Raw genomic sequence first — 23210 nt, 5'->3', positions numbered from 1 at the left:
GAAGCAGGTAACCAGGTCGGAGCAATGTGAATGATCGCCCGGCGGCGAGCTTTTACCGATCCCGCAATCTCAGTTCGTCGGTCTGCATCTGCAGCGAGCCGAGGGTAGACAGGAAGCTCATGCCGAGCAGGCTCTGGCCCAATTGCCCGTCCTGCGCGACGAGAGCAGGGATGTTGCGCCGCATGATGGGGCCGATGCCGATTTCCGACAGGGTGATGGGAGCCGCCGCCGTTCGACCGTTCGCCGTCATGACAGGTACGGTGTAGCGCAGGCTCGTTGTATCGATGCCGATTGTCGCCGCATCCGCATTGGCGAGCACCACGGAGCTTGCACCGGTGTCGACGAGCATGTGGATGGTCTTGCCGTTGACGCCGACATTCGCCTCGAAGTGACCGCTCATCGATTTGTGCAGTATTATCTCCTGTTCGCCACCTGAGGTCGTTACCACCACGGCGCGGCCGGGCATCAACCCGCCCAGCAGCCTGTCGCCGAAGGATTGCAGGTCGTAGCGATAGAGATAAAGCGAGACCAGGCCGAGGATGATGACGAGCCAGACGGCTAGCTGACGAATGACGGTGCCGAAGCTGCCGCGCCTTCCCGCCAGAATGCCGACGGACAGGAGCCCGGCGATCGGCAGGAAATAGATCATCTGTCCGAACTTGTCGTTATCGATGCCGAAGGTGCGGCCGCTGTCGTGATTGACGAGAAGCAGGCCGAGACCGACGGCCAGCAGGAGGAGAACGATAGTCAGCCTGTTCATGCGGTGCGCGTCTCCTTGGCGGCGTCCTTGCCTGCTTTTGCCAGTCTTTCCGGAAGCGCCTGCATGATCTTCCGGCGTTTCTCGTCGCTATAGCTCGCCCAGCCGCCGATTTCCTCCAGCGTGCGGCCGCAGCCGATACAGAGGCTGTTGGTGGCATCAAGGGAGCAGATGTGAATGCAGGGTGTTTCCATGGTGATCTATATCAGGCCGTCATGCTGCGAGGGCAAGGGTGATGAGAATCACGATCTCCGTGATCTGCTGGCAGGCGCCGATGGTATCACCGGTGTGGCCATCGATCTTGCTGACGCAGAGCCTGCCGAATAGCGCCGCCGCCAGATAGGCTGCGGCGACCACGATCACGATCGACACAAAGGACAGGGCGTGCAGCGTGAAGAGCACGAACAGCAAGAGGCCGGTCGCCAGCGCGATGTTGCGCTCGCTTGTCCCCGGCTGCCCGGCGGCGGCGGCGATGCCGGTGGTTTTTGCGGCCGGCAACGCCTGCCAGTGCCACACCATCAGGGCGCGGCTCATCACCAGTGCCGCGATCAGGCAGGCGGCGGCGGTCCTGGCGGGCAGGGTCTCGATCAGCGATGCAAGTGCTGTGGCGCGCAGTGCGAAGGACAGGATCATGGCGATCGTGCCATAGCTGCCGATGCGACTGTCCTTCATGATGTCAAGCGTTCGGGCCCGGTCCTTGCCGCTGCCGAAACCGTCGGCCATGTCGGCCAGCCCGTCTTCATGCAGCGCGCCGGTGATGAGGGCGGTGACGGCGATGGCGAGCCAGCCTGTGAGCTGGGGGGAGGCGTCGAAGGTGGCGAGAAGGACCACAAGGAAAGCCGCGGGCAGGGCGATCAACAGGCCGGCTGCGGGAAAGGCGCGGGCGGTGCGGCGCATCGAGACGTCGTCACCATCACTGAAAAAGCGCGAAGGAACCGGCAGGCGGCTGAGAAAGGCAACGGAATGCACGACATCTGTTATAAAATCCCCGGCCTTCATGCTCTCTCCGCTGCAGTACTTGCATTTCCGGTTGTTCCGCGGCGCATCCGCGATTATGAGAGGCGCAACAAAGACCGATTTGCCGGAAAACACAAGTTTCCGGACGCATGAGCCGATGCGAAAGCCAACCCGGCTACGAAAGAGACTGATACCATGAGCATGAGCGGATTGCCCTTCGATGATTTCCGCGCGCTGCTGCGCGAGCTTCCCGGCCCGGACACGCATGCGCTTGTGGCGGCCAAGGAGCGCAATGCGCAATTGACCAAGCCCGCCGGTTCGCTCGGCCGTCTGGAAGAAATCGCCATGTGGCTCGCCGCATGGTCCGGCCGTTCGCCCGCCGTCACCCGTCCGCTGGTGGCGATCTTTGCCGGCAATCATGGCGTCACGCGTCATGGCATCACGCCCTATCCGACGTCGGTGACGCAGCAGATGGTGGAGAATTTCGCGGCAGGCGGTGCTGCGATCAACCAGATCTGCGTCTCCAACGATCTCGGTCTCAAGATATTCGATCTGGCGCTCGACTATCCGACCGGAGACATCACCTGCGAGCCGGCTCTTTCCGAGCGCGACTGCGCCGCGACCATGGCCTTCGGCATGGAAGCGATTGCCGGCGGAACCGATCTCCTCTGCGTCGGTGAAATGGGTATCGGCAACACGACCATTGCTGCTGCGATCAATCTCGCGCTTTACGGCGGCACGGCGGAAGAGTGGACCGGTCCCGGCACCGGCTCGGAAGGCGATGTCATGGCGCGCAAGATTGCGGCGGTGAAGGCTGCCGTGGAATTCCATAAAGATCACCTGTCCGATCCGCTGGAAATCATGCGCCGTCTTGGCGGACGTGAGATTGCGGCGATTGCCGGCGCCATCCTTGCGGCGCGCGTGCAGCGCATTCCCGTGCTTATCGACGGTTATGTGGCCACGGCCGCTGCCGCATTGTTGAAAGCGGCCAATCCTTCCGCGCTCGACCATTGCCTGATCGGCCATGTCTCGGGTGAACCCGGCCATCTCGCTGCCGTCGAAAAACTTGGCAAGACGCCGCTTCTGGCGCTTGGCATGCGGCTTGGCGAGGGAACGGGTGCTGCTCTGGCCGCCGGTATCGTCAAGGCCGCCGCCGCCTGCCATTCCGGCATGGCGACGTTTGAAGCAGCGGGTGTGGACACCCGCATCAGCCATTGAGGTCGAAGATGGACGCGACGCCGCAAAAGAAGCAAGCTGAGCCCGCCTTCCGCAAGGAAAAGGGTTGGCGGCATCTTTTTGCCGCCGCACGTTATTCCGTGCAGGGGCTGGGAAGGCTATGGCAGGAGGCGGCGTTCCGTCATGAGGTTCTCGCCTTTGGCGTCGGACTTGCCCTGCTTCTGGTGGCCGGAGCGCCCTTTGCGCATCTTCTCGTCTTTACGGTGCTGATGCTGCTTCTGTTTGCGGTCGAGGCGCTCAATACCGCAATTGAGGAACTGGTGGATCGTATTTCGCCGGAAATCTCCTCGGTCGGCCGGCATGCCAAGGATCTCGGCTCCTTCGCCGTCTTCTGCCTTCTGATGGCAAACGGATTTTTCGTGCTTTATTCGCTGGTGACGACGCTGTTCTTCTGAGGTGTCTCAGGCGAAGGATCGCCGGCGCGGCTGGATGGCGTGGGTTTCCTCCACGGCCGGCAGGCTTTGCAGCACGCGCTTTGCCGGCAGGATGGCGATGCCTTCGGTGCCCTCGCGCAATTTCGACTTCAGGATGAACTGGCCATCATGTTTGGCGAGGATGGCCTGAACAATGGGCAGGCCTAGCCCCGTTCCCTGTTCAGCGCTCTTGATAGCGATAGATCCCTGACCGAAGGCCGAAAGGACGATGGGGATTTCGTCTTCGGGAATGCCGGGGCCGTTATCCCTGATCGAGACATATTGCCCGCCGCCCGCCGTCCAGCCTGCCTTTACGAGAATTTCGCCACCCTGCGGCGTGAATTTCACCGCATTGGAGAGGAGGTTCAGGATCACCTGGCGGATAGATTTTTCATCGGCCCATACCTGCGGCAGGCTGCTTTCGAATTGCTGCGAAATCCTGATCGTCTTGGCGCGGGCGCGAAGCTGGATCATGCCGATGCAATCCTCGGCGATTTCCAGCATCGAGATCGATTCCTCGTTGAGGTCGTAGCGGCCGGCTTCGATGCGCGACAGGTCGAGGATTTCGTTGATCAGATCGAGCAGATGCTGGCCGGAGCGGTGGATATCACCGGAATATTCCTTGTAGAGCGGATTATTGAGCGGACCGAGCACTTCCGAGGCCATGACTTCGGAGAAGCCGAGAATGGCGTTGAGCGGGGTCCTGAGCTCATGCGACATGGAGGCGAGAAAGCGTGATTTTGCCAGATTCGCCTCTTCCGCGCGCCGCCGCGCTTCATCCGAGACCGAGTTGGCGACTTCGAGTTCGGCGATCAGATCGTCCTTTTCAGTCTGCGACGAAAGCAGCTTGACGCTGGTCTGATAAAGCCGGCTGGTGATGCGATGACAGAAAAGGATCGCCATGCCGAACATCAGGGCAAGGCCGACATCGAAGGGATCGCGCGATATGGCCGAAGTGACGCAGAGAGCGGCCAGCACCGGCAGGAAGGTCATGAATGTCGCCCGCCGCAGCATGAAATTGGCCATGGCGGTGAGCGAAAGGGCGATCAGCAGTGTCGCGCCCTTGAAGAAGAGGACGAGTGTCGGATCATTGCGCGCCGGTTCGGCGAGCGCAAACATCGCCCAGGCGCAACCGATGAGGATCTGCATGCCAAGGAAGAGATTACGCCAATGCTGCAGATTTTCCGCTGTGATTTCCTGTTTTGCCGCCCTTTTGGCCAGCATCAGCGACATGGCGTGGAAACTGAGGGCGATAAGCGACCAGATGATCAGCCCTATGTCACGGGTGATGTACAAACCGATGATGGAGGCGAGTACGATGAAGAGCGGCATGATCATCGCGCCCTGAAGGGCTTCGGCGATATGCATCGTCAGCATTTCACGTTCATAAGCGTCACTTCCGCCAGCGCCCTGCTGCAGGCGTTCGCGTGTCGTCTTCACCGTGTCGAAAACAGCCTTGTTGCGGTGTTTTTTCGACCGGTCGACGATGATCTTGTCCGTGGACGTGCTGACGCTTTTACTCATTGTTACAACGTGGGGTGACATGAACCCTTGCAGGCTACGCGCAAAATCTTAAGAAGATGCTGCCGTGAAAGGATTTGTTTGCCATTTCTGACAAGGGTTTGTTGTTACATGGGACGAAATGGAGGCAGACGCAGGCGTTTTTCGGCCTTTCGCGACGGCGGGCTTTTTCTGGCGACGGTTTTTCTCGGCATTCTGATTGCCGCCAAGCTGGATCTCGTCAATAGCGAGACCCATAGCGGCCGTTTCTTCGTGATCGATGGCGACACGCTCGCAAAGGGCGGTGAGCGGTTCCGGCTGCTCGGCATCGACGCGCCCGAGCTTTCGCAGACATGCGTGCGCGGCGGCGAGAGCTGGCCCTGCGGCGAGGAGGCGCGCCGCTTTCTGCGAAGGTTGATGGACGACGCCCAAGTCTCCTGTTCCGGCAGTTCCAGAGATCGTTACGGGCGGTTGCTGGTTTATTGTACGGCGGATGAGAAGGATGTTTCGTCGGAAATGGTGGCGGCGGGTTTTGCCGTTGCCTCCGGTTATTTCCAGTTTTCCGGCGAGCAGGCGACAGCGCGCCGCGAGGCACGCGGTATCTGGGCTGGAGAATTCGAAAAACCGGCGGAATGGCGGCGTGAGCACCGTGCGGCCGACATCGAGACGCCAGCGGCTGGGTTTTTGACCATCGTCCGTCATCTTCTGGGGTGGAAAAATGGCTGAGACAGATCGGGCTCCATCGATACCTGATGACGGGCTGGATGGGCTGCGTGCCGAGATCGCCCGCTGTCGCCTCTGTCGTGATACGCCGCTCAAAGGTGCTTCCGATCGTCTGCCGCACGAACCACGGCCGGTGGTGGTGATGTCGAAGAAGGCGCGCATCCTGATTGCCGGGCAGGCGCCTGGGCTTCGTGTGCATGAAACGGGTCTGCCCTTCAACGATGCTTCCGGTGACAGGCTTCGCCAGTGGCTGAATGTGGACCGGGCGACGTTTTACGATCCGGACCGTTTCGCCATCGTGCCGATGGGGTTCTGTTTTCCCGGTTATGACGACAAGGGCAGCGACCTGCCGCCGCGACGCGAATGTGCGCCCAAATGGCGGGAGCGGGTGATGGCGGCCATGCCGCAGGTGGAGCTCATCCTTGCCATTGGCCAATATGCGCAGGCCTTCCACCTTGGTGACAGTCGGCGAAAAACCATGACCGAGACGGTGCGCGACTGGCGCAGCTATTTTCACTCGAATTCGGGGCCGGCCATCTTTGCGCTACCGCATCCGAGCTGGCGTAACACCGGCTGGCTGAAAAAGAACCCGTGGTTTACGGAGGAGCTGCTTCCTGTTCTTCGCCGACATGTGGAAATGCGGCTTTAGTGAAACAATTTTCTGTTTTTCTCTAAAAATTAGTGTATTGAAAGGAAATTAATTCAGGAGGGTAGACGCATTGGATCGCCTAGACCGTAAGATTTTGCGCATTCTGCAAGAAGATTCCACCTTGGCTGTCGCTGATCTGGCGAAGAAGGTCGGCCTTTCCACGACGCCCTGTTGGCGGCGTATCCAGAAGATGGAGGAGGACGGTGTCATCCGTCGGCGCGTGGCGCTGCTGGATCCGGTCAAGGTCAACACCAAGGTCACCGTTTTTGTCTCCATCCGCACCGCTTCCCATTCCATCGAATGGCTGAAGCGGTTTTCCGAGGTGGTGTCCGAGTTTCCGGAAGTCGTTGAGTTTTACCGCATGAGCGGCGATGTCGATTATCTGCTGCGCGTCGTCGTGCCTGACATCGCGGCCTATGACGCCTTCTACAAGCGGATGATCGCCAAGATCGAGATTCGCGACGTGTCGTCGGCCTTTGCCATGGAACAGATCAAATATACGACGGAACTGCCGCTCGATTACATGCTTCTCGACAATCCGAAATCCGGCGAGGAGTGATCCCCGCTTGATCAGGCTTAGATCAATGCCCTTTCCGGCTGCCGGGAAGGGCATTTTCCGTTTGTGGTCTGGTCGGTCCGCAACTGCGCAAGCGGGTTGACTCACAGTCGCGCAAGGAGGTGTGCCAAAGGGCGCTTCCCTGCGGCGCGACAATCTTATTCCGCCCGTAACGGCAAATTCGCACATTCAATTCTCTTCGTGCTGCCGCCGCGCAAAGCGTTATTTTGATAAATTCGCTCGAATATCTACGCTTTCATTATTGAAGGATGGCAACAGCGAAGGATATCCACATGCTCACAAGACGCGGAACATTGGGACTGATTGCGGGTGCGACGGGGGCGGTGTTCCTGCCGCATGTCCGGCGGGCTGGTGCCGCAACCACCACATTGCGGATCGGCTGGCAGAAAAATGGCGTGATTGCGCTGGCGAAAAGCCAGGGTGCGCTCGAAGCGCTGCTGAAGGATCGCGGCATCGAGGTCAAATGGTCGGAGTTTTCCTCCGGACCGCCGCTTCTCGAAGCGCTTGGTGCGGGCGCGCTGGATATCGGGCCGACGGGCGACGTGCCGCCACTCTTCGCGCAGGCCGCCGGTGGCAATCTGCGTTATGTGGGCACCTATAAGGGCGCGGCCGGTGGCTCGGCAATCCTCGTGCAGAAGGATTCGCCGCTGAAGACGCTGGCGGATCTGAAGGGCAGGAAGGTTGCCTTCAAGCGCGGCTCCAGCGCCCACAATGTCACCGTGAAAGCATTGCGGAAGGCGGGGCTGACGCTGAATGATATAACCCCCGTGGATCTCGCCCCGCCGGATGCGGCCGCCGCCTTCCGCAGCGGCAGCATCGATGCCTGGTCGATCTGGGATCCTTATTTCGCGGTGGCCGAAAAAGAACCGACGACACGGGTTCTCGCGACGGCCGAGGGGATTGTCGATCCCTGGAGTTACTTCCTCGCCAATGGCGATTTCGTCGAAAGCAATCCCGATCTCGTGCCCCTGATCCTCAAGGAGCTGGCGAATGTCGGCGCAAGGGCGCAGGCCAATATTGACGCGACGGCGAAGTCGCTGGCGGCGATCACCGGCGTTCCGGAGGATGTCACCAAGGTTTCGCTGACGCGCCCGGGTGCGGATCTCGGACGGGTCTCGCTGGTTCCTGATAAGGCTGTCAGCTATCAGCAGGCGCTTGCCGACGAGTTCTACGATCTGAAAATCGTGCCGAAGAAGCTCAAGGTCGCCGATATCGTCTGGCGGCCGAAGGCGAGCTGAGGCGGGCGGGAAAGTCGAGTCTCTTCAACCGTCTGGCTGTTATTGCTGAGAGATTGATTCAGGTAAGTGCCGTGTTCGTCGCATGCAGGACGAGTGCGTGCCGCTTGTTTCTTCTCCCCGCCGGGGAGAAGGTCGCCGCAGCGGGATTAGGGGGCGACGGCAGGGATATGCGGAGAGCTTACCCTCTCATCTGACCCTTCGGGCCATCTTCTCCCCGGCGGGGAGAAGAAACCTGTGGCAACGTTGAGGTGCAAGAAGTCGAAGCTGCATCAGCCCTTGAGCTTCGCAACCACCAGATGACCCGGTGTCGGGTTGCCGTCCTGCATGCGTACGTTGATATCGGTGACTTCGAGAACCTCGAAACCGGTCGCCGCCAGTCTTTCGCGCACATAGGTTTCCGCATGGGCGAAACGCTGGTGCGGGCCGACGATATAGGGGCGTCCGGCCATGGTCGCTTCCGGTAGAGTTTCCGAGGAGAAGATCAGCAGCCCACCGGGGACGAGGTTTTCGGCGGCGCCGAAAAACAGCGGTTCCAGCGCGCCGAGATAGGGCAGCACATCGGTTGCGGTGATGATGTCGAAGGGCTCGTCGTCATTGTCCTCGAGAAAATCCTCGACTTCGGCGACATAAAGCGTCTCGTAGAGGTCTTTCTCATGGGCGATCTCGACCATGTTTTCGGAAATGTCGATACCGGTGATGTCGTCGGCCATGTCGCGCAGCGCCTCGCCGGTCAGGCCGGTGCCGCAGCCGAGATCGAGCAGGCGCTTGAAGGGGCCGAGCTTCAGCGTCTGCAGGCGCTGGCGCACCATCATCGGCACGGCATAACCGAGTTGTTCGACGAGAATATCTTCGAAGGCTTCGGCATGCTGGTCGAACAGGGTTTCGACATAGGCGTCAGGCGCTTTCGACGGCGGCTCTCCGCGGCCCATGGCGGCGATGCGGACGGCCGCGCCGCCGTGATCTTCCGGATCGATGGCCAGAACCTCTTCATAGGCCTTTACCGCGGCATCCACATCGCCTGCTTTTTCAAGCGCCAGCGCGCGGTTATAGGCTTCGGCAAGCGCCTCTTCGTCAATTTTCTGATTCTTCGTCATCGTGCGGTATCCGTCAGCGTCTTCAGTTGAAGTCTGCTGTAAGCCGCAACGGGCATGGGCGCAATGTTTATATGGCGCGATAGATCAGTGGAGGATGAACTCTCCTTTCAGCGCGCGCCATTCCTGCGCCGAGATCACCTGCCGGTGCACATAGCGGACGGAGTGCAACGGTCCGTCGAGCTTTTCCTGCCAGAATTTGAGGAAACCGTGCATTTCGGGGAAGTCCGGGGCGAGATCATAGTCCTGCCAGACATAGGTCTGAAGAACCAGCGGATGGTCCGGCATGCGATAGAAAATCTGGGCGGTGGTGAGGCCGTAGCCCCTCAGCATCATTTCCATGTCCTTGTTCATGACGGCGGTTCCCGTTTTCATGATTGCCGATAACAGCATTGCCGCTGTATCTGATATGGGAACACGGGATGGTTAATCCAAGCTTGCCAAAGGCACGGACTGTCACAAAATAGTTATATTTTTCAAAATGTTGGCAGCCTTGCTTAGTGAGTGCTGCCAACTCTGCGCGATGGCGCGCTAGCGCTTGAGATGGCGCGTCAGGCGGGCTTCCAGCCATGCCCAGACGTGTCGGAGCGTCTCGACGATCGTCAGGTAGAAGATCGCGGCCCAGAGATAGGCCTGATAATCAAAGGTGCGGGAGAAGGCGTAACGCGTCTGTCCCATCAGGTCGAAGACCGTGACGATGGAGACCACCGCCGAGCCCTTGATCATCAGAATGATCTCGTTGCCATAGGGACGCAGCGCCACGATGAGCGCCTGCGGCAGGATGACCTTGCGCATGGTGATGAATTTCGAGAGGCCGAGCGAGGCGGCGCCTTCGTGCTGGCCTTGCGGCACGCTGCGGATCGCGCCACGCAGGATTTCGGCCTGATAGGCGGCAGTGTTGAGGGTGAGCGACAGGAGGCCGCAATACCACGCCTCACGGAAGAACCACCACAGGCCGACGGTTTCCAGCCCCTGGCGGAAGCTGCCGAGGCCGTAATAGATCAGAAAGAGCTGCGCGAGCAGCGGCGTGCTGCGAAACACGTAGACATAGGCATAGGCCAGCGCGCCGAGGACGCGGTTTTCCGACATGCGGGCAAAGGCGATCGGCACCGAGAGGATGGCGCCGAGGATGATCGAACTGCCGACCAATGTGATGGTGGTAATGAGGCCGTCAATGTAACGCGGCCCGTAACGCTCGAATTTCGCCCAGTCCCAGCCTTCGATCATGGCAAAGAGCAGCCCGGCAGCGAGCAGCAGCCAGAGTGTGATGACGGCAATACCGGCGATGCGCGAGATATTGAGCGGTTTGTCGACGGCAACCGGGGCAGGGCGCGGTGGAATGAGTTCCTGAACGTGGCTCATCGGCTCGCCTCCGATTTGCGCGACCAGCGATCGATGAAGCCGATCCCGATGGAGGAGAGAAGTGCGAGGATAAGATAGAGCAGACAGGCGATACCGTAAAAGAAGAAGGCTTCCTTGCTGACACGGGCGGCGATGCCGGTCTGGCGCACGATATCGGCAAGGCCGATGATCGAGACATAGGAGGTGTCTTTCAGCAGGATGACCCAGAGATTGGTCATGCCGGGCAGGGCGATCCTGATCAGCTGCGGAATGATGATGAGCACCATGGTGCGGCCACGCGAAAGGCCGAGTGCGTGGCCTGCCTCATATTGCCCCTTTGGGATGGCCTTGAAGGCGGATAGCAGCACTTCGGAGGCATAGGACGAAAACACCACGGAAAGCGCGATCATGCCCGCCACGAAGGCGTTGATCTCGACGGGGCCGGTGATGCCGACATAACCCGCGACCGATTGCAGCAATATCTGGATGCCGTAATAGACGATGAAGAGCGTCAGGAGTTCCGGCAGGCCGCGAAAGATGGTGGTGTAGATACCGGCCGCGAGCCTGAGCGATTTTTCCTCGGATTGCGCTGCGAGCGCGATGAGGAAACCGATCAGCAGCCCGACGGGCAGCGTGGCAAGCGCCAGGGTTATGGTGACCTTGACGCCGAAGGCGATTTCGTCGCCCCAGCCGGCATCGCCGCAGGCGACGAGGGTGCCGTTTCCGAAAAGCGAGAAGAGACCGACCGGTCCGCAGAAGGGATCGAGAAGTGTCGAGACATAGGTCCAGAACGCACCTATGGCGGAAAATGCTCCGCTCATGCCAGTTTTCCCCCGCGGTCTTAAGCCGCCGTGATTGTTATGGTTACGTTTTCAAACAAAAATGGCGGAAGGGCAAGCCTTCCGCCACGAGATTTCAACAAGCACTGTGCCTGTTACTGGCCGTAAACGTCGAAATCGAAGTATTTTTTGTTGATTTCCTGATATTTGCCGTTGGCGCGGATGCCGGCGATGGCGGCGGTAAACTTGTCGGCAAGCGCCGTGTCACCCTTGCGCACGGCAACGCCCGCGCCATTGCCGTTGATCTCGACATCCACCGGAAGCGGCGTCAGGATCTTGCAGCAGGCGCCGGCATCCGTCTTCAGCCATTCCGAAAGGACGACGATATCGTCGATGACGGCGTCGATGCGGCCGTTGGCGATATCGAGCTTATATTCGTCCGCGGTCGGATACATTTTCAGGTCGGAACCCGGAAAATGCTTTTCGGCATAGTTGGAGTGGGTGGTGGAGCCCTGGGCGCCGAGCGACTTGCCCTTCAGATCGTCGACCGACTTGATCGTCGAATCCTTCGGCACGGCGATTGCCGGCGGGGTGTTGTAATATTTCTTGGAGAAGTCGACCTTCTCGAGACGCTCGGGCGTGATCGACATCGACGCGATGATGGCATCGAACTTCTTGGCCTGCAGGGCCGGAATGATGCCGTCCCAGTCATTGGTGACGAAGGTGCACTCGGCCTTCATCTCGACGCAGAGCGCCTTGGCGATGTCGATGTCGAAGCCGGTCAGCGTGCCGTCGGCCTCAAGATTGTTGAAAGGCGGGTAGGCGCCTTCGGTGCCGATGACGATCTTGTCCTGCGCGAGGGCAGCACCTGAAAACAGCGAGATGGCGGCAATCGATACGGCTGCAAGCAGACGGGTGGAAATAGGCATTTCGATCCTCTCTTTTGGTCGTTCATCCGCAGTCTGTTGTTTTTTTCAGTGCGGACGCCTTGAGCGCCAGGCGCAACAGAATGGCTTTCACCCTTCGTGGCCTTCGGCATGGCTCAGATTATTCATCCGGTTGGTCAAAAAATGCAACTGCAATATTAGCCAGCGCGATTTGGCCGCGGCGCCATCACGAAAACGCCTTGATCTGTTCATTTCCAGTACAGAAGGCTTTGGTCATCATGGGAACCGAAGCCTGTGCAAGGCGTTGACCAGCGCCTGCACGCGCAGCCGGATTAAAACATGTCGCGACATAAGCGATGTATAACGATTGGCAGATGAGGAAGCACCGATGCTGAAGAAGAACACATTGCTGACGGGGGTGGTTTTCCCCCTCATGTCGCTGGCGATCGCGGTGGAACCGGCCGCCGCCGGTTTTGCCGGGGCCGCGCGGGCGCAGGCGCAGATGCCGCAATCGCAGACTCACGAGTCTGCGGCTCCGATGATATTGGCTCAGGCGCAGCCGGAGGAACAGAACCCGGAAGAGGAGCTGCGAAAGAAGCGCCAGCAGGCCGAAGAGGCGCAGCCGCAGGCCGAACCTCCAAAGCAGGAACAGGCGCCGGAAGCACCACGCGAACGGCCGCCCGAGCCCAAGCAGGAGGCAGCCCCCGCCGAGCCGCGTCCTGAACCTCAACGGGAACCGCAGCGCGAAGCTCAGCCGGAACCCCAGCGCGAGCCTCAGCAGCAGCGCGAGGCCCGCCCCGAGCCTGCGCCTGCCGAGCAGCCGCAGGAGCGCCCACGCCGTCCCGAACGTGCGCAGGAGCCCCAGGGTGGAGGCGAGCAGCAGCCGGCACGCCAGCGTGAAGCCGCACCGGAAGCAGCACCGGCCGAACAGCAGCCAAAGGAACGTCCGCGCAAACCCGAACGGGCAGAACAGCCTGCGGGCGAGGGCGAACAGCGTCCGCGCAAGGAACGCGCGAAGGAGCCGGCTGCCGAACAGCCCGCCGCACGTCCGGAAAATGCCGAACAGCCGGCCAAGCCCCGCGAGCCGGCAGCCGAGAAAAAGCCGCAGGTAGAGGAAAAGGCCCCGGAACAGAAATCGGAACCGGCTGAAAAGGCTGTTCCGGAGAAAAAGCCGGCCGCGCCGGAACCCGCTGCGAAGGAAGCGCCTGTACCCACCGAAGCGCCCACGCCTGCGCGACCGCCGGCTCCCGAGGCGCAGCCCAATCCTGCTCCCGGTCAGCAGCCTTCCGAAAAGCCGCCGGTAGAAGGCCAGGGTAAAACCGAGCCCGCAGCACCGCTGCCAGGCACGCCGACGCCTCCGCCCCCAAATGGCGCCACAACCGGACAGGCGCCTGCCGGCGAACCCGTTCCCAATCAGGTCGCCATTCCGCAGACGGAAGCGCCTGCGTCGACCAAGGAGGAACTGGACAAGGCCAAGGCGATCGCCAAGGATCCGTCCAAGACCGCTGACACGGTCATCCTGCCCGTCGACAAGGGTGCAGCGGTCCTCGATAGCGACAAGGAAGTGGAACGCTCCGGCAACCGTCAGACCCGTGAGGAACGCCGTCGTGAACGCGAACAGGCCGGTGATGTGAAAGTGCCGACCTCCGACGCCGAAGCGCAGCGCGCCGGTGCCGGCGAAGGCAAGGCCCCGCCGCCGCCCGTGAAGATGGAGGCGATCACCTCCCAGCAGGGCGAGCGCATCGACCGCCGTCCGCAATATGAGCGGCCGGAAGGCGTGCGCGAATGGCAGCCGCGTGAAGGCCGTCCACGTGACCGGGACCGCGATGCACCGATCATCCTGCAATTCGGTGATCGCGTTGTGGTGCGCGGCGACGACAACCAGCGCTTCATCCGCGATGGCGGTGAGCCCTATTACGAGCGTCTGCCCGGCGGCCGTGTCCGCGAAACGGTCGAGCGCCGGGATGGCACGCAGGTTGTGACGATCCGCAACCGTTATGGCGACGTGATCCAGCGCTCGCGCATCGACGATCGTGGTCGGGAATATGTGCTGTTCTATGCGCCCGATCTGATGGACGATCCCGACCGTGATTATGTCTATCGCGATCCGGGCCTCGACCTGCCGCCGATGCGCCTGCGCATCCCCGTGCGTGACTACATCATCGACACGTCGAGCGATCCTGACCGCGACTATTACCGCTTCCTGGAACAGCCGCCGGTCGAGCCGGTGGAGCGTGTCTACTCGCTGGATGAAGTGCGCTACTCGGCCCGTATCCGCGACAAGGTGCGCCGTATCGACCTCGATACGATCACCTTCGCCACCGGCAGCGCCGAAATTCCGATGGCGCAGGCACGTTCGCTGCGCAAGGTGGCGGATGCGATCAACAAGGCGCTGGAGAAAAACCCGGGCGAAACCTTCCTCATCGAAGGCCATACCGATGCCGTCGGTTCGGATGAAAGCAATCTCGTGCTTTCCGACGAACGCGCCGCATCCGTCGCCAATGTGCTGACCGATGTCTACGGCATTCCGCCGGAAAACCTGGCGACGCAGGGTTATGGCGAGCGTTACCTGAAGGTTCAGACGCTCGGCCCGGAACAGCAGAACCGCCGCGTCACCATCCGCCGCGTGACACCGCTGGTGAAGCCGGTCGCCCAGAACTGATCGGGTTCAGGTGAAAAACAAAGGCCCGGAAAGCGCAAGCTCTCCGGGCCTTTTTGTTGTTTTTGACGAGCCTTTCCAGCAACTCGGCGTCATCCTCGGGCTTGATCCGAGGATGACTGAGAAGACTCAGTTCAGCGCCACTGCGATCTCTGCCGCAAGCTGGGCATTGTTGCGCACCAGCGCAATATTGGTCTCAAGGCTGCGGCCATCCGTCAGGCGGAAGATATCGCCGAGCAGATAGGGCGTGACTTCCTTGCCGGTGATGTCGTCACGTTCGGCATGGGAGATGGCGCGGTTGATGTAGATTTCCATTTCCTCGCGCGGAATTTCGTCTTCTTCCGGCACGGGATTGGCCACCAGCATGCCGCCATCGATGCCGAGTTGTTCGCGGGTCACCTGGAAATTGGCGATGGCCGCCGGGCTGTTGAGCGACAGCGGGCTCGGCAGGCCGGAGGAACGCGACCAGAAGGCCGGGAATTCTTCCGAACCGAAGGTGACGACCGGTACGCCGTTGGTTTCGAGAACTTCCAGCGTCTTCGGGATGTCCAGAATGGCCTTGGCGCCGGCGCAGACGACGATCACGCCGGTTTTGGCAAGTTCGGTCAGATCGGCGGAAATATCGAAGGTCTCTTCCGCGCCCTTGTGCACACCGCCGATGCCGCCGGTGGCGAAAACGCGGATGCCGGCACGGGCGGCGGCGATCATGGTGGCAGCCACGGTGGTGGCGCCGGTGCGGCGCTCGGCAATCGCGAAGGCGATGTCGGCGCGCGAGACCTTCATGGCGTCGGTGGTCTTTGCGAGCGCCTCAAGCTGGTCCTTCTCGAGGCCGATATGCAGGGTGCCGTGAATGACGGCGATGGTTGCCGGAACGGCGCCCTGATCGCGGATGATCTGCTCGACGCTTTCAGCCATCTCGATGTTGCCGGGATAGGGCATGCCATGGGTGATGATGGTCGATTCAAGGGCGACGATCGGCGCGCCGCGCTGCTTGGCGGCGGCAACCTCTTGCGAATAGACGATGGGCAGGAGCGGGGAGATGGGGCGGGTCATTCTGTCTGTTCCAGGTTCTTAAAACGGGTTCATGCCAGCATTTCGGCCTCGGGGACAAGCCCCAACATGGCCTCGACACTGTCTTTTGATAGGTTTTGGGCGGTGGCGAAGGGTGATTGCACCGTGATGGCGGCTGCCGCGGCACCCAGCCGCAATGCTTGTGCGATGGTTTTGCCCTCGGCGATTGCCGCGAGATAACCGGAGGCCATGGCGTCGCCGGCGCCGGTTACGTCCTTGACCTCGCGGATCAGGGGTGGGTGGAGAATTGCTGTTTCCGTCGCATTGAAGGCCACGACCTCGCTTGCACCACGGGTGACGACGCCACCGGCAAGCCCGGCCTTGCGCAGGATTTCCGGCCAGTCGCGCACATTTGCTGTCGTTTGCCCGGTCAGGGCGCGGGCCTCGGCCTCATTCATGAAAAGCATATCGATATCGGCAAGCGCGCCTTTCAGCTTCACCGCCTTGGCGGGCGAAATGGCGATGGCCGCAAGCGGCTTTTCGCAGGCGCGGGCAACGAGGCCGAGCGCCGTCAGCGTATCTTCGGGCAGATTGGCGTCGCAGAGGAGAAGATCGCTCGCGGTAATCGCTTCACGCACCGCGCGAACTTTAAGGCGGCGCGGGGAAAACAGCCGGTAAAGATCCATATCGGCAAGCGCAATGACGAGATTGCCGTCGCGTTCCATAATGGCGGTGTAGCTCGGCGTGCGGCGGTCGAGGAAGGTGAAGGGCGTATCTTCCACGCCCGCCTGTCTTGCGGCTTCCGCCACGGCTTCACCTGTGACGTCGCCGCCGCGCGGCGCGATGATGCGGACCTGAAAACCGAGCCGGGAGAGATTGCGCGCTGCGTTGAAACCGCCGCCGCCGGCCTCTTCCATCCAGGAGCCGGGATTGCTGGCGCCGGGCGCCGTTTCCGCCTCGATCATGCCGCGCCGGTCTATGTGCGCGCCGCCCAGAACGAGTATTTTCTTCACGCTTGTGTTTCCCTCTCTGGCGGATGGAAAGACCGGACGATTCGGCCTAAAATGGTGTCTTCCTGACCTCGCATCCGGTTTGCGGCGATGGGCCGCGCACGGAAAAACGAAAGCAGAACAAACGACTTATCCCTATTTGTTTTCAATATGCTGGCTCAGCCTTGCTGAATGAGAACAAATAGAGTACATACCATTTCCATACTGCTTCATTGCCTGTGCGGCTTCAATAACCTAAAGGTGGTTCGGATGGCACAAAATTCTTTGCGTCTCGTAGAGGATAAATCGGTGGATAAAAGCAAGGCACTGGAAGCGGCGCTCTCCCAGATCGAACGGTCGTTCGGCAAGGGATCGATCATGAAGCTCGGTTCCAATGAAAACGTGGTTGAGGTGGAGACCGTTTCGACGGGTTCGCTCAGCCTGGATATTGCGCTCGGTATCGGCGGCCTGCCGAAGGGGCGTATCGTTGAGATTTACGGTCCGGAAAGCTCGGGCAAGACCACGCTGGCGTTGCAGACGATTGCGGAAGCCCAGAAGAAAGGCGGTATCTGCGCCTTCGTGGATGCCGAGCATGCGCTCGACCCGGTCTATGCCCGCAAGCTTGGTGTGGATTTGCAGAACCTCCTGATCTCGCAGCCGGATACGGGCGAGCAGGCCCTCGAAATCACCGATACGCTGGTGCGTTCCGGTGCCGTCGATATTCTGGTCGTGGACTCGGTTGCGGCGCTGACGCCGCGGGCCGAAATCGAAGGTGAGATGGGCGACAGCCTGCCGGGTCTTCAAGCGCGTTTGATGAGCCAGGCGCTGCGCAAGCTGACAGCCTCAATCTCCAAGTCCAAGTGCATGGTGATCTTCATCAACCAGATCCGCATGAAGATCGGCGTCATGTTCGGTTCGCCGGAAACGACGACGGGCGGCAACGCGCTGAAGTTTTACGCTTCCGTGCGCCTCGACATTCGCCGCATCGGCGCCGTCAAGGAACGCGAAGAGGTTGTCGGCAACCAGACCCGCGTCAAGGTCGTCAAGAACAAGATGGCGCCGCCCTTCAAGCAGGTGGAATTCGACATCATGTATGGCGAAGGCGTTTCCAAGACCGGCGAGCTTGTCGATCTCGGTGTGAAGGCCGGTATCGTCGAGAAATCCGGTGCCTGGTTCTCCTATAACAGTCAGCGTCTGGGGCAGGGGCGTGAAAACGCCAAGACCTTCCTGCGCGACAATCCGGAAACGGCAAATGAGATCGAGCTGGCATTGCGCCAGAATGCCGGTCTGATCGCCGACCGCTTCCTGCAGAATGGTGGCCCGGACGCCGGCGAAGGCGACGACGGCAGCGACGAAGGCTGATGCATTTCGCGAAGGTCCGGGCATCTTCGCCCGGAGACTTCGCAGAACTTGTATAGATCAAAAGGGGCCGTGCGATTTTTCTTCGCGTGGCCCTTTTTCTTTGCCTATATGTCTTGCTTCGCCTCCATGGCTGGACAGGGCAGGATGCGAACGATAAAAGCCAGTGATTTTGCAATAGAGCCATCGTTTCCGATGGCGGTGATGGACTCCAGCTGTGAGCGGTGTGTGGGCATGAGCGGTGTGAATGAAATTCGGTCGACCTTTCTCGACTACTTCAAGAAGAACGGACACGAGATCGTGCCCTCCAGCCCGCTGGTGCCGCGCAACGATCCGACACTGATGTTCACCAATGCCGGCATGGTGCAGTTCAAGAACGTCTTCACCGGTCTTGAAAGCCGTCCCTATTCCACCGCGGCATCGGCGCAGAAATGCGTGCGCGCCGGCGGCAAGCACAATGATCTGGACAATGTCGGTTATACGGCCCGCCACCATACCTTCTTCGAGATGCTCGGTAATTTCTCCTTCGGCGATTATTTCAAGGAAGAGGCGATCACCCACGCCTGGAACCTGATCACCAAGGAATTCGGCATCGATCGTAACCGTCTGCTGGTCACGGTCTATCACACTGACGACGAGGCCTTTGATCTCTGGAAGAAGATCGCCGGCTTTTCCGACGACCGCATCATCCGCATTCCGACCAGTGACAATTTCTGGGCCATGGGCGATACCGGTCCCTGCGGTCCCTGCTCGGAAATCTTCTACGACCACGGCGACCATATCTGGGGCGGCCCGCCCGGTTCGCCGGAAGAGGATGGCGACCGGTTCATCGAAATCTGGAACCTCGTCTTCATGCAATATGAGCAGCTGACGAAGGAAGAACGCATCGACCTGCCGCGCCCGTCGATTGACACCGGCATGGGTCTCGAGCGTATTTCCGCGCTGCTGCAGGGCAAGCACGACAATTACGACACCGATCTGTTCCGCGCGCTGATTTCGGCCTCCGTTGAAGCAACCGGCGTTCCGGCGGAGGGTGAAAAGCGCGCCAGCCACCGCGTGATCGCCGACCATCTGCGCTCCTCGGCCTTCCTGATTGCCGATGGCGTGCTGCCGTCCAATGAAGGCCGCGGTTATGTTCTCCGCCGCATCATGCGCCGCGCCATGCGCCATGCCGAACTTCTCGGCGCGCGCGAGCCGCTGATCTACAAGCTTTTGCCGGCGCTGGTGCAGCAGATGGGCCGCGCCTATCCGGAACTCGTCCGCGCCGAGGCGCTGATCTCCGAGACGCTGAAACTTGAGGAAACCCGGTTCCGCAAGACGCTGGAACGCGGCCTTTCGCTGCTTTCCGACGCCACTTCGACACTGCACAAGGGCGACATGCTGGACGGCGAAACGGCCTTCAAGCTTTACGACACCTATGGTTTCCCGCTCGATCTGACGCAGGACGCATTGCGCGCCCGCGAAATCGGCGTCGATATTTCCGGCTTTACGGATGCCATGGAGCGCCAGAAGGCGGAAGCGCGCTCGCACTGGGCCGGCTCCGGCGACAAGGCGACGGAAACCGTCTGGTTCGAGCTGAAGGAAAAATTCGGCGCGAGTGAATTCCTGGGATATGACACGGAAACCGCCGAAGGCGTCATTCAGGCGATCGTTAAGGACGGGAAGTCGGTTGACAGCGCCGCCGATGGCGAAACGGTGCAGATCGTCGTCAACCAAACGCCGTTTTATGGTGAGTCCGGTGGTCAGATGGGCGATACCGGCGTGATCTCCTCGGACAATGGCGCCTTTACCGTTTCCGACACCCAGAAGAAGGGTGAAGGCCTCTTCGTGCATACGGGCACCGTTTCCAAGGGCGGCTTCAAGCTCGGCGAAGCCGTGCAGCTGACGGTCGATCATGACCGTCGTTCCCGTCTGCGCGCCAACCACTCCGCCACCCACCTGCTGCATGAGGCGCTGCGCGAGGTACTCGGCACCCATGTGGCCCAGAAGGGTTCGCTGGTCGCGCCCGAGCGCCTGCGCTTCGACGTTTCGCATCCGAAGCCGATGTCGGCCGAAGAGCTGAAGGTTGTCGAAGAAATGGCAAACGAGATCGTGTTGCAGAATTCGCCGGTCGTCACGCGTCTGATGAGCGTTGACGACGCCATTGCCGAGGGCGCCATGGCGCTGTTCGGTGAAAAATACGGCGATGAGGTTCGCGTGGTGTCCATGGGCACCGGCGTGCAGGGGGCGAAAGCCAACCGGCCCTATTCCGTCGAGCTTTGCGGTGGCACCCATGTTGCCGCAACCGGCCAGATCGGCCTTATCCGCATTCTCGGCGAAAGCGCCGTCGGTGCAGGTGTGCGTCGTCTTGAAGCCGTGACGGGGCAGGGCGCGCTTGCCTATCTCGCCGAGCAGGATGAGCGGGTAAAGGCGCTGGCCTCTTCGCTGAAGGTGCAGCCGAGCGATGTGCTGTCGCGTGTCGAGGGCCTTCTCGACGAACGCAAGAAGCTGGAGCGCGAGCTTGCGGATGCCCGCAGGAAACTCGCCATGGGTGGCGGTTCTTCGGATGCCGGCGCCAATGACGTCCAGCAGGTTGCAGGCGTCAATTTCCTCGCAAAATCCCTGTCCGGCATCGATGCCAAGGACCTCAAGGGTCTTGCCGATGAAGCCAAGGCCAATCTCGGTTCCGGCGTCGTGCTGCTGATTGCGGTTTCCGAAGATGGCAAGGCGAGCGCTGTCGCCGCCGTGACCGAAGATCTGACGGCCCGTTTCAGCGCCGTCGATATCGTCCGCACGGCCTCTGCCGCTCTTGGCGGCAAGGGTGGCGGTGGACGCCCTGATATGGCGCAGGCCGGCGGCCCGGATGGCGCCAAGGCGCAGGAGGCCATCGAAGCGGTGGCTGCGGCGCTCGCTGCATGATCTGGAAGAATTGAAGAGGCGGGGTTTTACCCCGCCTTTTTATTCTGGATGGTCCGAAAGGAATGCGATGCGCTTTGTAAATCCCATCCCTTTCGTGCGCGATATCAATCGCTCCAAGGAATTTTATCGTGACAGGCTCGGCCTCACCATAGTGGAGGATTTCGGGAATTTCGTCCTCTTCGAAACCGGCTTTGCAATTCATGATGGGCGGTCGCTTGAAGAGACGGTCTGGCGGACGTCGCGGGGTGCGGAAGAGCCCTATGGCAGACGAAACATGCTGCTTTATTTCGAGCATGCGGATGTGGAAGCGGCTTTTCAAAGCATCGCGCCGCATGTGGAGCTTGTTCATCCTCTTGAGCGGCAGGCCTGGGGCCAAAGGGTGTTTCGTTTTTACGATCCGGATGGGCATGCAATAGAGGTCGGAGAGCCGCTCGGCCAATCCGGGGAGTAACCCGTCGCGAAGATCGAGCCCGACAGACGGCGTCCGCACGGACCACGGTTGATTTGTTGCAAAAGGGGCGGGCTGTTTATCCCGTTGCCTGCAAATCCTTCGCCGCTTCGTCATCCAGCTGGGCGGCCCGCTTGAAGGCCGGGCGGTCGGTCAGATGCGACATGTAATCGATGAAGGCGGGACGTTTTTCGATCGTGCCGAAGTGCAGTCCCCAGCCGACATGGGCGCCGACATAGACATCCGCCGCGGTGAAAAGATCGCCGGCGACATAGCGGTTTTCACTGACGGCGCGTTCAAGGGTGTTCATCACATCCGCATAGCTGCCGCAGCCCGCCATGCGCAGCTTTTCCTTCGGCACTTCAAAACCCATCGCCTTCATGCTGGCCGCCATTTCCAGCGGTCCGGCGGCGAAGAACATCCAGCGGTAATAAAGTCCGCGCGCTTTCGGCGTCGGTGCGAGATTGGCGCCCGGAAAAGCATCGGCGAGATAAGCGCAGATCGCCGCCGCCTCGGTGACTATGGTATCGCCGTGTTTGATGGCGGGCACCTTGGCCATCGGGTTTATCAGCCGGTAGGCGGGCGATTTCATCGAGGTTTCGAAGCCCAGTATCTCCGTTTTATACGGAACGCCGACTTCTTCGAGCATCCAGCGCGCGATGCGACCGCGCGACATGGGATTTGTGTAGAAGATCAACTCACTCATGGCTTTGCCTCCCCAAGCAAAATCGCCTAAGCATCATGAGAAAACCGGTGCGGATTTCTTGCTGTCACGGTGCGTTTTTATGGTCCGCGGCATCATTCGCGCGTCTTTCAGGTTTGCGCCGACGCTGCGTTGAAATTTTGACTGTGCCGGGCAAGTCATGTGTGAGTAAATGCTGTTTCAGCTTTGTCTTATTGTTGTGCTGGCCGCGGCACGGTGCGGAATGGAAGTTTGCGCCTAGTGCAACGTCTAATCAAGATACTGTGAACAAAAAAAGAAACCCGGCGTTGCGGCCGGGTTTTTGTTTCCTGGATATTTCATGCCGCCTGTCAGGACGTGATCACGTCTTTCCTCGAAGGGTCGGCGGATGTGCAGCGAGTGTGGTGCGGGTTAAGCGGCCATGCGTCTTTTGCCATGTCTTGTGGCAGCAAGCAGCGCCACAAAAAAGGCGAGGGTGGTAAGCACGGTGCGGACGAGGTTGGAAAGCGCCCATCGGTCACGCAGTTCCTGCCAGTCGCTCGGTATTTCAGTCGAAACCGTCTTGAAGAACTCGTTGATGGGCACATTGACCATGCGGGTCTGGATCACGACAACCGCGTAGATGACCAGGGCCACGACCCATAGCAGCCGGCTGTCGCGGTCGATGAGTGCTGCGCCGAGAAGCACGGCGAGCGGAACGAAGAAGGCCGCAAAGAAAATGCCGTTGCGGACGCTGATATTGATGCCGTTGAACGCCTGAATGAAAATATCCGCCTCCAGTTGCTGGAAGGCCATCATGACGGGATTGCTGAAGGCGAAGAAAAAACCGGCCATGATGCCAAGACTAAGCGGCGCGAAAAGGCGCAGGGCAATGCGCGCCGGTTCTCTTGTCATTTCCAGTGCGGGAAAGTGCTTTGTTTTTATGTCATGCAGAAATGAGCTGGACATGAAAATCTCCATAGAATATCCGTACGCTATCGTACGGATATTCCGTACGTATCTGTACGGTTTTTGTC

23 protein-coding genes are annotated in these 23210 nt (G+C 60.3%); 10 read left to right on the top strand and 13 right to left on the bottom strand.

Translation table 11 applies throughout. The features are described from left to right. Positions 1-52 precede the first annotated feature (52 nt). The 3 genes from JZY08_RS08550 to JZY08_RS08540 are packed head-to-tail and all read right to left on the bottom strand — an operon-like array spanning position 53 to position 1756. Positions 53-760, bottom strand: a complete 708-nt coding sequence (locus JZY08_RS08550) for a TIGR02281 family clan AA aspartic protease (RefSeq protein ID WP_216329916.1) — start codon at positions 758-760, stop codon at positions 53-55. After that, on the bottom strand, positions 757-951 hold the full coding sequence (locus JZY08_RS08545) for a DUF1289 domain-containing protein (RefSeq protein WP_216329915.1): 195 nt from the start codon (positions 949-951) through the stop codon (positions 757-759). The genes JZY08_RS08550 and JZY08_RS08545 overlap by 4 nt, the downstream gene beginning before the upstream one ends. Positions 952-970: 19 nt before the next feature. Further along, positions 971-1756: an adenosylcobinamide-GDP ribazoletransferase gene (locus JZY08_RS08540; protein ID WP_216329914.1), complete on the bottom strand. Its 786-nt coding sequence runs from the start codon at positions 1754-1756 to the stop codon at positions 971-973. Between the two features lie 153 nt (positions 1757-1909). Here JZY08_RS08540 and cobT point away from each other — a divergent pair, with 153 nt between their 5' ends. Continuing rightward, the gene (gene cobT, locus JZY08_RS08535) at positions 1910-2932 is read left to right on the top strand and encodes a nicotinate-nucleotide--dimethylbenzimidazole phosphoribosyltransferase (RefSeq protein WP_003495271.1); all 1023 of its coding nucleotides are present in this window, start codon (positions 1910-1912) and stop codon (positions 2930-2932) included. An 8-nt stretch (positions 2933-2940) separates the two neighbouring features. After that, complete coding sequence (locus JZY08_RS08530; RefSeq protein ID WP_003495273.1) at positions 2941-3345, top strand: diacylglycerol kinase; 405 nt, start codon at positions 2941-2943, stop codon at positions 3343-3345. Positions 3346-3351: 6 nt separating this feature from the next. Here JZY08_RS08530 and pdhS2 read toward each other — a convergent pair whose 3' ends face one another. After that, positions 3352-4887, bottom strand: coding sequence for a two-component system sensor histidine kinase PdhS2 (pdhS2, locus tag JZY08_RS08525; RefSeq protein ID WP_003495275.1), 1536 nt, complete (start codon positions 4885-4887; stop codon positions 3352-3354). A 108-nt stretch (positions 4888-4995) separates the two neighbouring features. Between pdhS2 and JZY08_RS08520 the strand changes: the two genes are divergently transcribed. From JZY08_RS08520 to JZY08_RS08505, 4 genes are all read left to right on the top strand, one after another. After that, positions 4996-5589, top strand: a complete 594-nt coding sequence (locus JZY08_RS08520) for a thermonuclease family protein (RefSeq protein ID WP_216329913.1) — start codon at positions 4996-4998, stop codon at positions 5587-5589. After that, on the top strand, positions 5582-6235 hold the full coding sequence (locus tag JZY08_RS08515; RefSeq protein ID WP_216329912.1) for a uracil-DNA glycosylase family protein: 654 nt from the start codon (positions 5582-5584) through the stop codon (positions 6233-6235). Before JZY08_RS08520 ends, JZY08_RS08515 begins: the two co-directional genes overlap by 8 nt. Positions 6236-6305: 70 nt before the next feature. Continuing rightward, entirely contained in the window at positions 6306-6794 is a 489-nt protein-coding gene (locus JZY08_RS08510) for an Lrp/AsnC family transcriptional regulator (RefSeq protein ID WP_003507846.1), read from the top strand. Between the two features lie 290 nt (positions 6795-7084). Further along, complete coding sequence (locus JZY08_RS08505; RefSeq protein WP_216329911.1) at positions 7085-8050, top strand: aliphatic sulfonate ABC transporter substrate-binding protein; 966 nt, start codon at positions 7085-7087, stop codon at positions 8048-8050. A 269-nt stretch (positions 8051-8319) separates the two neighbouring features. On the opposite strand, the gene JZY08_RS08500 is transcribed toward JZY08_RS08505, so the two are convergent. The 5 genes from JZY08_RS08500 to JZY08_RS08480 form a co-directional block, all read right to left on the bottom strand. Continuing rightward, positions 8320-9144: a class I SAM-dependent methyltransferase gene (locus JZY08_RS08500; RefSeq protein ID WP_003495286.1), complete on the bottom strand. Its 825-nt coding sequence runs from the start codon at positions 9142-9144 to the stop codon at positions 8320-8322. An 84-nt stretch (positions 9145-9228) separates the two neighbouring features. Then, positions 9229-9495: an usg protein gene (locus JZY08_RS08495; RefSeq protein WP_035224318.1), complete on the bottom strand. Its 267-nt coding sequence runs from the start codon at positions 9493-9495 to the stop codon at positions 9229-9231. 177 nt (positions 9496-9672) lie between these two features. Beyond that, positions 9673-10503, bottom strand: coding sequence for an ABC transporter permease (locus JZY08_RS08490; protein ID WP_003495290.1), 831 nt, complete (start codon positions 10501-10503; stop codon positions 9673-9675). Beyond that, positions 10500-11303, bottom strand: coding sequence for an ABC transporter permease (locus JZY08_RS08485; protein ID WP_216329910.1), 804 nt, complete (start codon positions 11301-11303; stop codon positions 10500-10502). The genes JZY08_RS08490 and JZY08_RS08485 overlap by 4 nt, the downstream gene beginning before the upstream one ends. A gap of 113 nt (positions 11304-11416) precedes the next feature. Then, positions 11417-12190, bottom strand: a complete 774-nt coding sequence (locus JZY08_RS08480) for an ABC transporter substrate-binding protein (protein ID WP_216329909.1) — start codon at positions 12188-12190, stop codon at positions 11417-11419. A 346-nt stretch (positions 12191-12536) separates the two neighbouring features. Here JZY08_RS08480 and JZY08_RS08475 point away from each other — a divergent pair, with 346 nt between their 5' ends. After that, positions 12537-14810, top strand: a complete 2274-nt coding sequence (locus tag JZY08_RS08475; RefSeq protein ID WP_216329908.1) for an OmpA family protein — start codon at positions 12537-12539, stop codon at positions 14808-14810. A 126-nt stretch (positions 14811-14936) separates the two neighbouring features. Here JZY08_RS08475 and JZY08_RS08470 read toward each other — a convergent pair whose 3' ends face one another. After that, entirely contained in the window at positions 14937-15860 is a 924-nt protein-coding gene (locus JZY08_RS08470) for a pseudouridine-5'-phosphate glycosidase (protein WP_003495301.1), read from the bottom strand. Between the two features lie 29 nt (positions 15861-15889). Continuing rightward, complete coding sequence (locus JZY08_RS08465; protein ID WP_216329907.1) at positions 15890-16831, bottom strand: carbohydrate kinase family protein; 942 nt, start codon at positions 16829-16831, stop codon at positions 15890-15892. A gap of 246 nt (positions 16832-17077) precedes the next feature. Between JZY08_RS08465 and recA the strand changes: the two genes are divergently transcribed. The 3 genes from recA to JZY08_RS08450 all read left to right on the top strand — a co-directional run bounded on the left by recA (position 17078) and on the right by JZY08_RS08450 (position 21515). Then, positions 17078-18169, top strand: a complete 1092-nt coding sequence (gene recA / locus JZY08_RS08460) for a recombinase RecA (protein WP_003495306.1) — start codon at positions 17078-17080, stop codon at positions 18167-18169. A 231-nt stretch (positions 18170-18400) separates the two neighbouring features. Further along, positions 18401-21064, top strand: a complete 2664-nt coding sequence (alaS, locus tag JZY08_RS08455) for an alanine--tRNA ligase (protein ID WP_216329906.1) — start codon at positions 18401-18403, stop codon at positions 21062-21064. Between the two features lie 67 nt (positions 21065-21131). After that, positions 21132-21515 (top strand): VOC family protein, encoded by a 384-nt coding sequence (locus JZY08_RS08450; RefSeq protein ID WP_216329905.1) that lies wholly within the window; start codon positions 21132-21134, stop codon positions 21513-21515. A gap of 76 nt (positions 21516-21591) precedes the next feature. Here the strand turns inward: JZY08_RS08450 and JZY08_RS08445 are convergent, their stop codons facing one another. Together JZY08_RS08445 and JZY08_RS08440 are read right to left on the bottom strand one after the other, a co-directional pair. Beyond that, positions 21592-22218 carry a glutathione S-transferase family protein gene (locus tag JZY08_RS08445; RefSeq protein WP_216329904.1) on the bottom strand — a complete coding sequence of 209 codons (627 nt, stop codon included), beginning with the start codon at positions 22216-22218 and terminating at the stop codon, positions 21592-21594. 387 nt (positions 22219-22605) lie between these two features. Then, entirely contained in the window at positions 22606-23142 is a 537-nt protein-coding gene (locus JZY08_RS08440) for a DUF1772 domain-containing protein (protein ID WP_216329903.1), read from the bottom strand. Between the last annotated feature and the right edge of the window lie 68 nt (positions 23143-23210).

The sequence above is a fragment of the Rhizobium sp. X9 genome, from assembly GCF_018873185.1.
GTDB lineage: Bacteria > Pseudomonadota > Alphaproteobacteria > Rhizobiales > Rhizobiaceae > Agrobacterium > Agrobacterium oryzihabitans.
This window is presented reverse-complemented; position numbering and strand designations above follow the sequence as displayed.

Excerpts from the sequence above, each read along its gene's own strand:
- JZY08_RS08550 (WP_216329916.1), bottom strand. The coding sequence starts at position 760 with ATGAACAGGCTGACTATCGTTCTCCTCCTGCTGGCCGTCGGTCTCGGC.
- JZY08_RS08545 (WP_216329915.1), bottom strand. The coding sequence starts at position 951 with ATGGAAACACCCTGCATTCACATCTGCTCCCTTGATGCCACCAACAGC.
- JZY08_RS08540 (WP_216329914.1), bottom strand. The coding sequence starts at position 1,756 with ATGAAGGCCGGGGATTTTATAACAGATGTCGTGCATTCCGTTGCCTTT.
- cobT (WP_003495271.1), top strand. The coding sequence starts at position 1,910 with ATGAGCATGAGCGGATTGCCCTTCGATGATTTCCGCGCGCTGCTGCGC.
- JZY08_RS08530 (WP_003495273.1), top strand. The coding sequence starts at position 2,941 with ATGGACGCGACGCCGCAAAAGAAGCAAGCTGAGCCCGCCTTCCGCAAG.
- pdhS2 (WP_003495275.1), bottom strand. The coding sequence starts at position 4,887 with ATGAGTAAAAGCGTCAGCACGTCCACGGACAAGATCATCGTCGACCGG.
- JZY08_RS08520 (WP_216329913.1), top strand. The coding sequence starts at position 4,996 with ATGGGACGAAATGGAGGCAGACGCAGGCGTTTTTCGGCCTTTCGCGAC.
- JZY08_RS08515 (WP_216329912.1), top strand. The coding sequence starts at position 5,582 with ATGGCTGAGACAGATCGGGCTCCATCGATACCTGATGACGGGCTGGAT.
- JZY08_RS08505 (WP_216329911.1), top strand. The coding sequence starts at position 7,085 with ATGCTCACAAGACGCGGAACATTGGGACTGATTGCGGGTGCGACGGGG.
- JZY08_RS08500 (WP_003495286.1), bottom strand. The coding sequence starts at position 9,144 with ATGACGAAGAATCAGAAAATTGACGAAGAGGCGCTTGCCGAAGCCTAT.
- JZY08_RS08495 (WP_035224318.1), bottom strand. The coding sequence starts at position 9,495 with ATGAACAAGGACATGGAAATGATGCTGAGGGGCTACGGCCTCACCACC.
- JZY08_RS08490 (WP_003495290.1), bottom strand. The coding sequence starts at position 10,503 with ATGAGCCACGTTCAGGAACTCATTCCACCGCGCCCTGCCCCGGTTGCC.
- JZY08_RS08485 (WP_216329910.1), bottom strand. The coding sequence starts at position 11,303 with ATGAGCGGAGCATTTTCCGCCATAGGTGCGTTCTGGACCTATGTCTCG.
- JZY08_RS08480 (WP_216329909.1), bottom strand. The coding sequence starts at position 12,190 with ATGCCTATTTCCACCCGTCTGCTTGCAGCCGTATCGATTGCCGCCATC.
- JZY08_RS08475 (WP_216329908.1), top strand. The coding sequence starts at position 12,537 with ATGCTGAAGAAGAACACATTGCTGACGGGGGTGGTTTTCCCCCTCATG.
- JZY08_RS08470 (WP_003495301.1), bottom strand. The coding sequence starts at position 15,860 with ATGACCCGCCCCATCTCCCCGCTCCTGCCCATCGTCTATTCGCAAGAG.
- recA (WP_003495306.1), top strand. The coding sequence starts at position 17,078 with ATGGCACAAAATTCTTTGCGTCTCGTAGAGGATAAATCGGTGGATAAA.
- alaS (WP_216329906.1), top strand. The coding sequence starts at position 18,401 with ATGAGCGGTGTGAATGAAATTCGGTCGACCTTTCTCGACTACTTCAAG.
- JZY08_RS08450 (WP_216329905.1), top strand. The coding sequence starts at position 21,132 with ATGCGCTTTGTAAATCCCATCCCTTTCGTGCGCGATATCAATCGCTCC.
- JZY08_RS08445 (WP_216329904.1), bottom strand. The coding sequence starts at position 22,218 with ATGAGTGAGTTGATCTTCTACACAAATCCCATGTCGCGCGGTCGCATC.
- JZY08_RS08440 (WP_216329903.1), bottom strand. The coding sequence starts at position 23,142 with ATGTCCAGCTCATTTCTGCATGACATAAAAACAAAGCACTTTCCCGCA.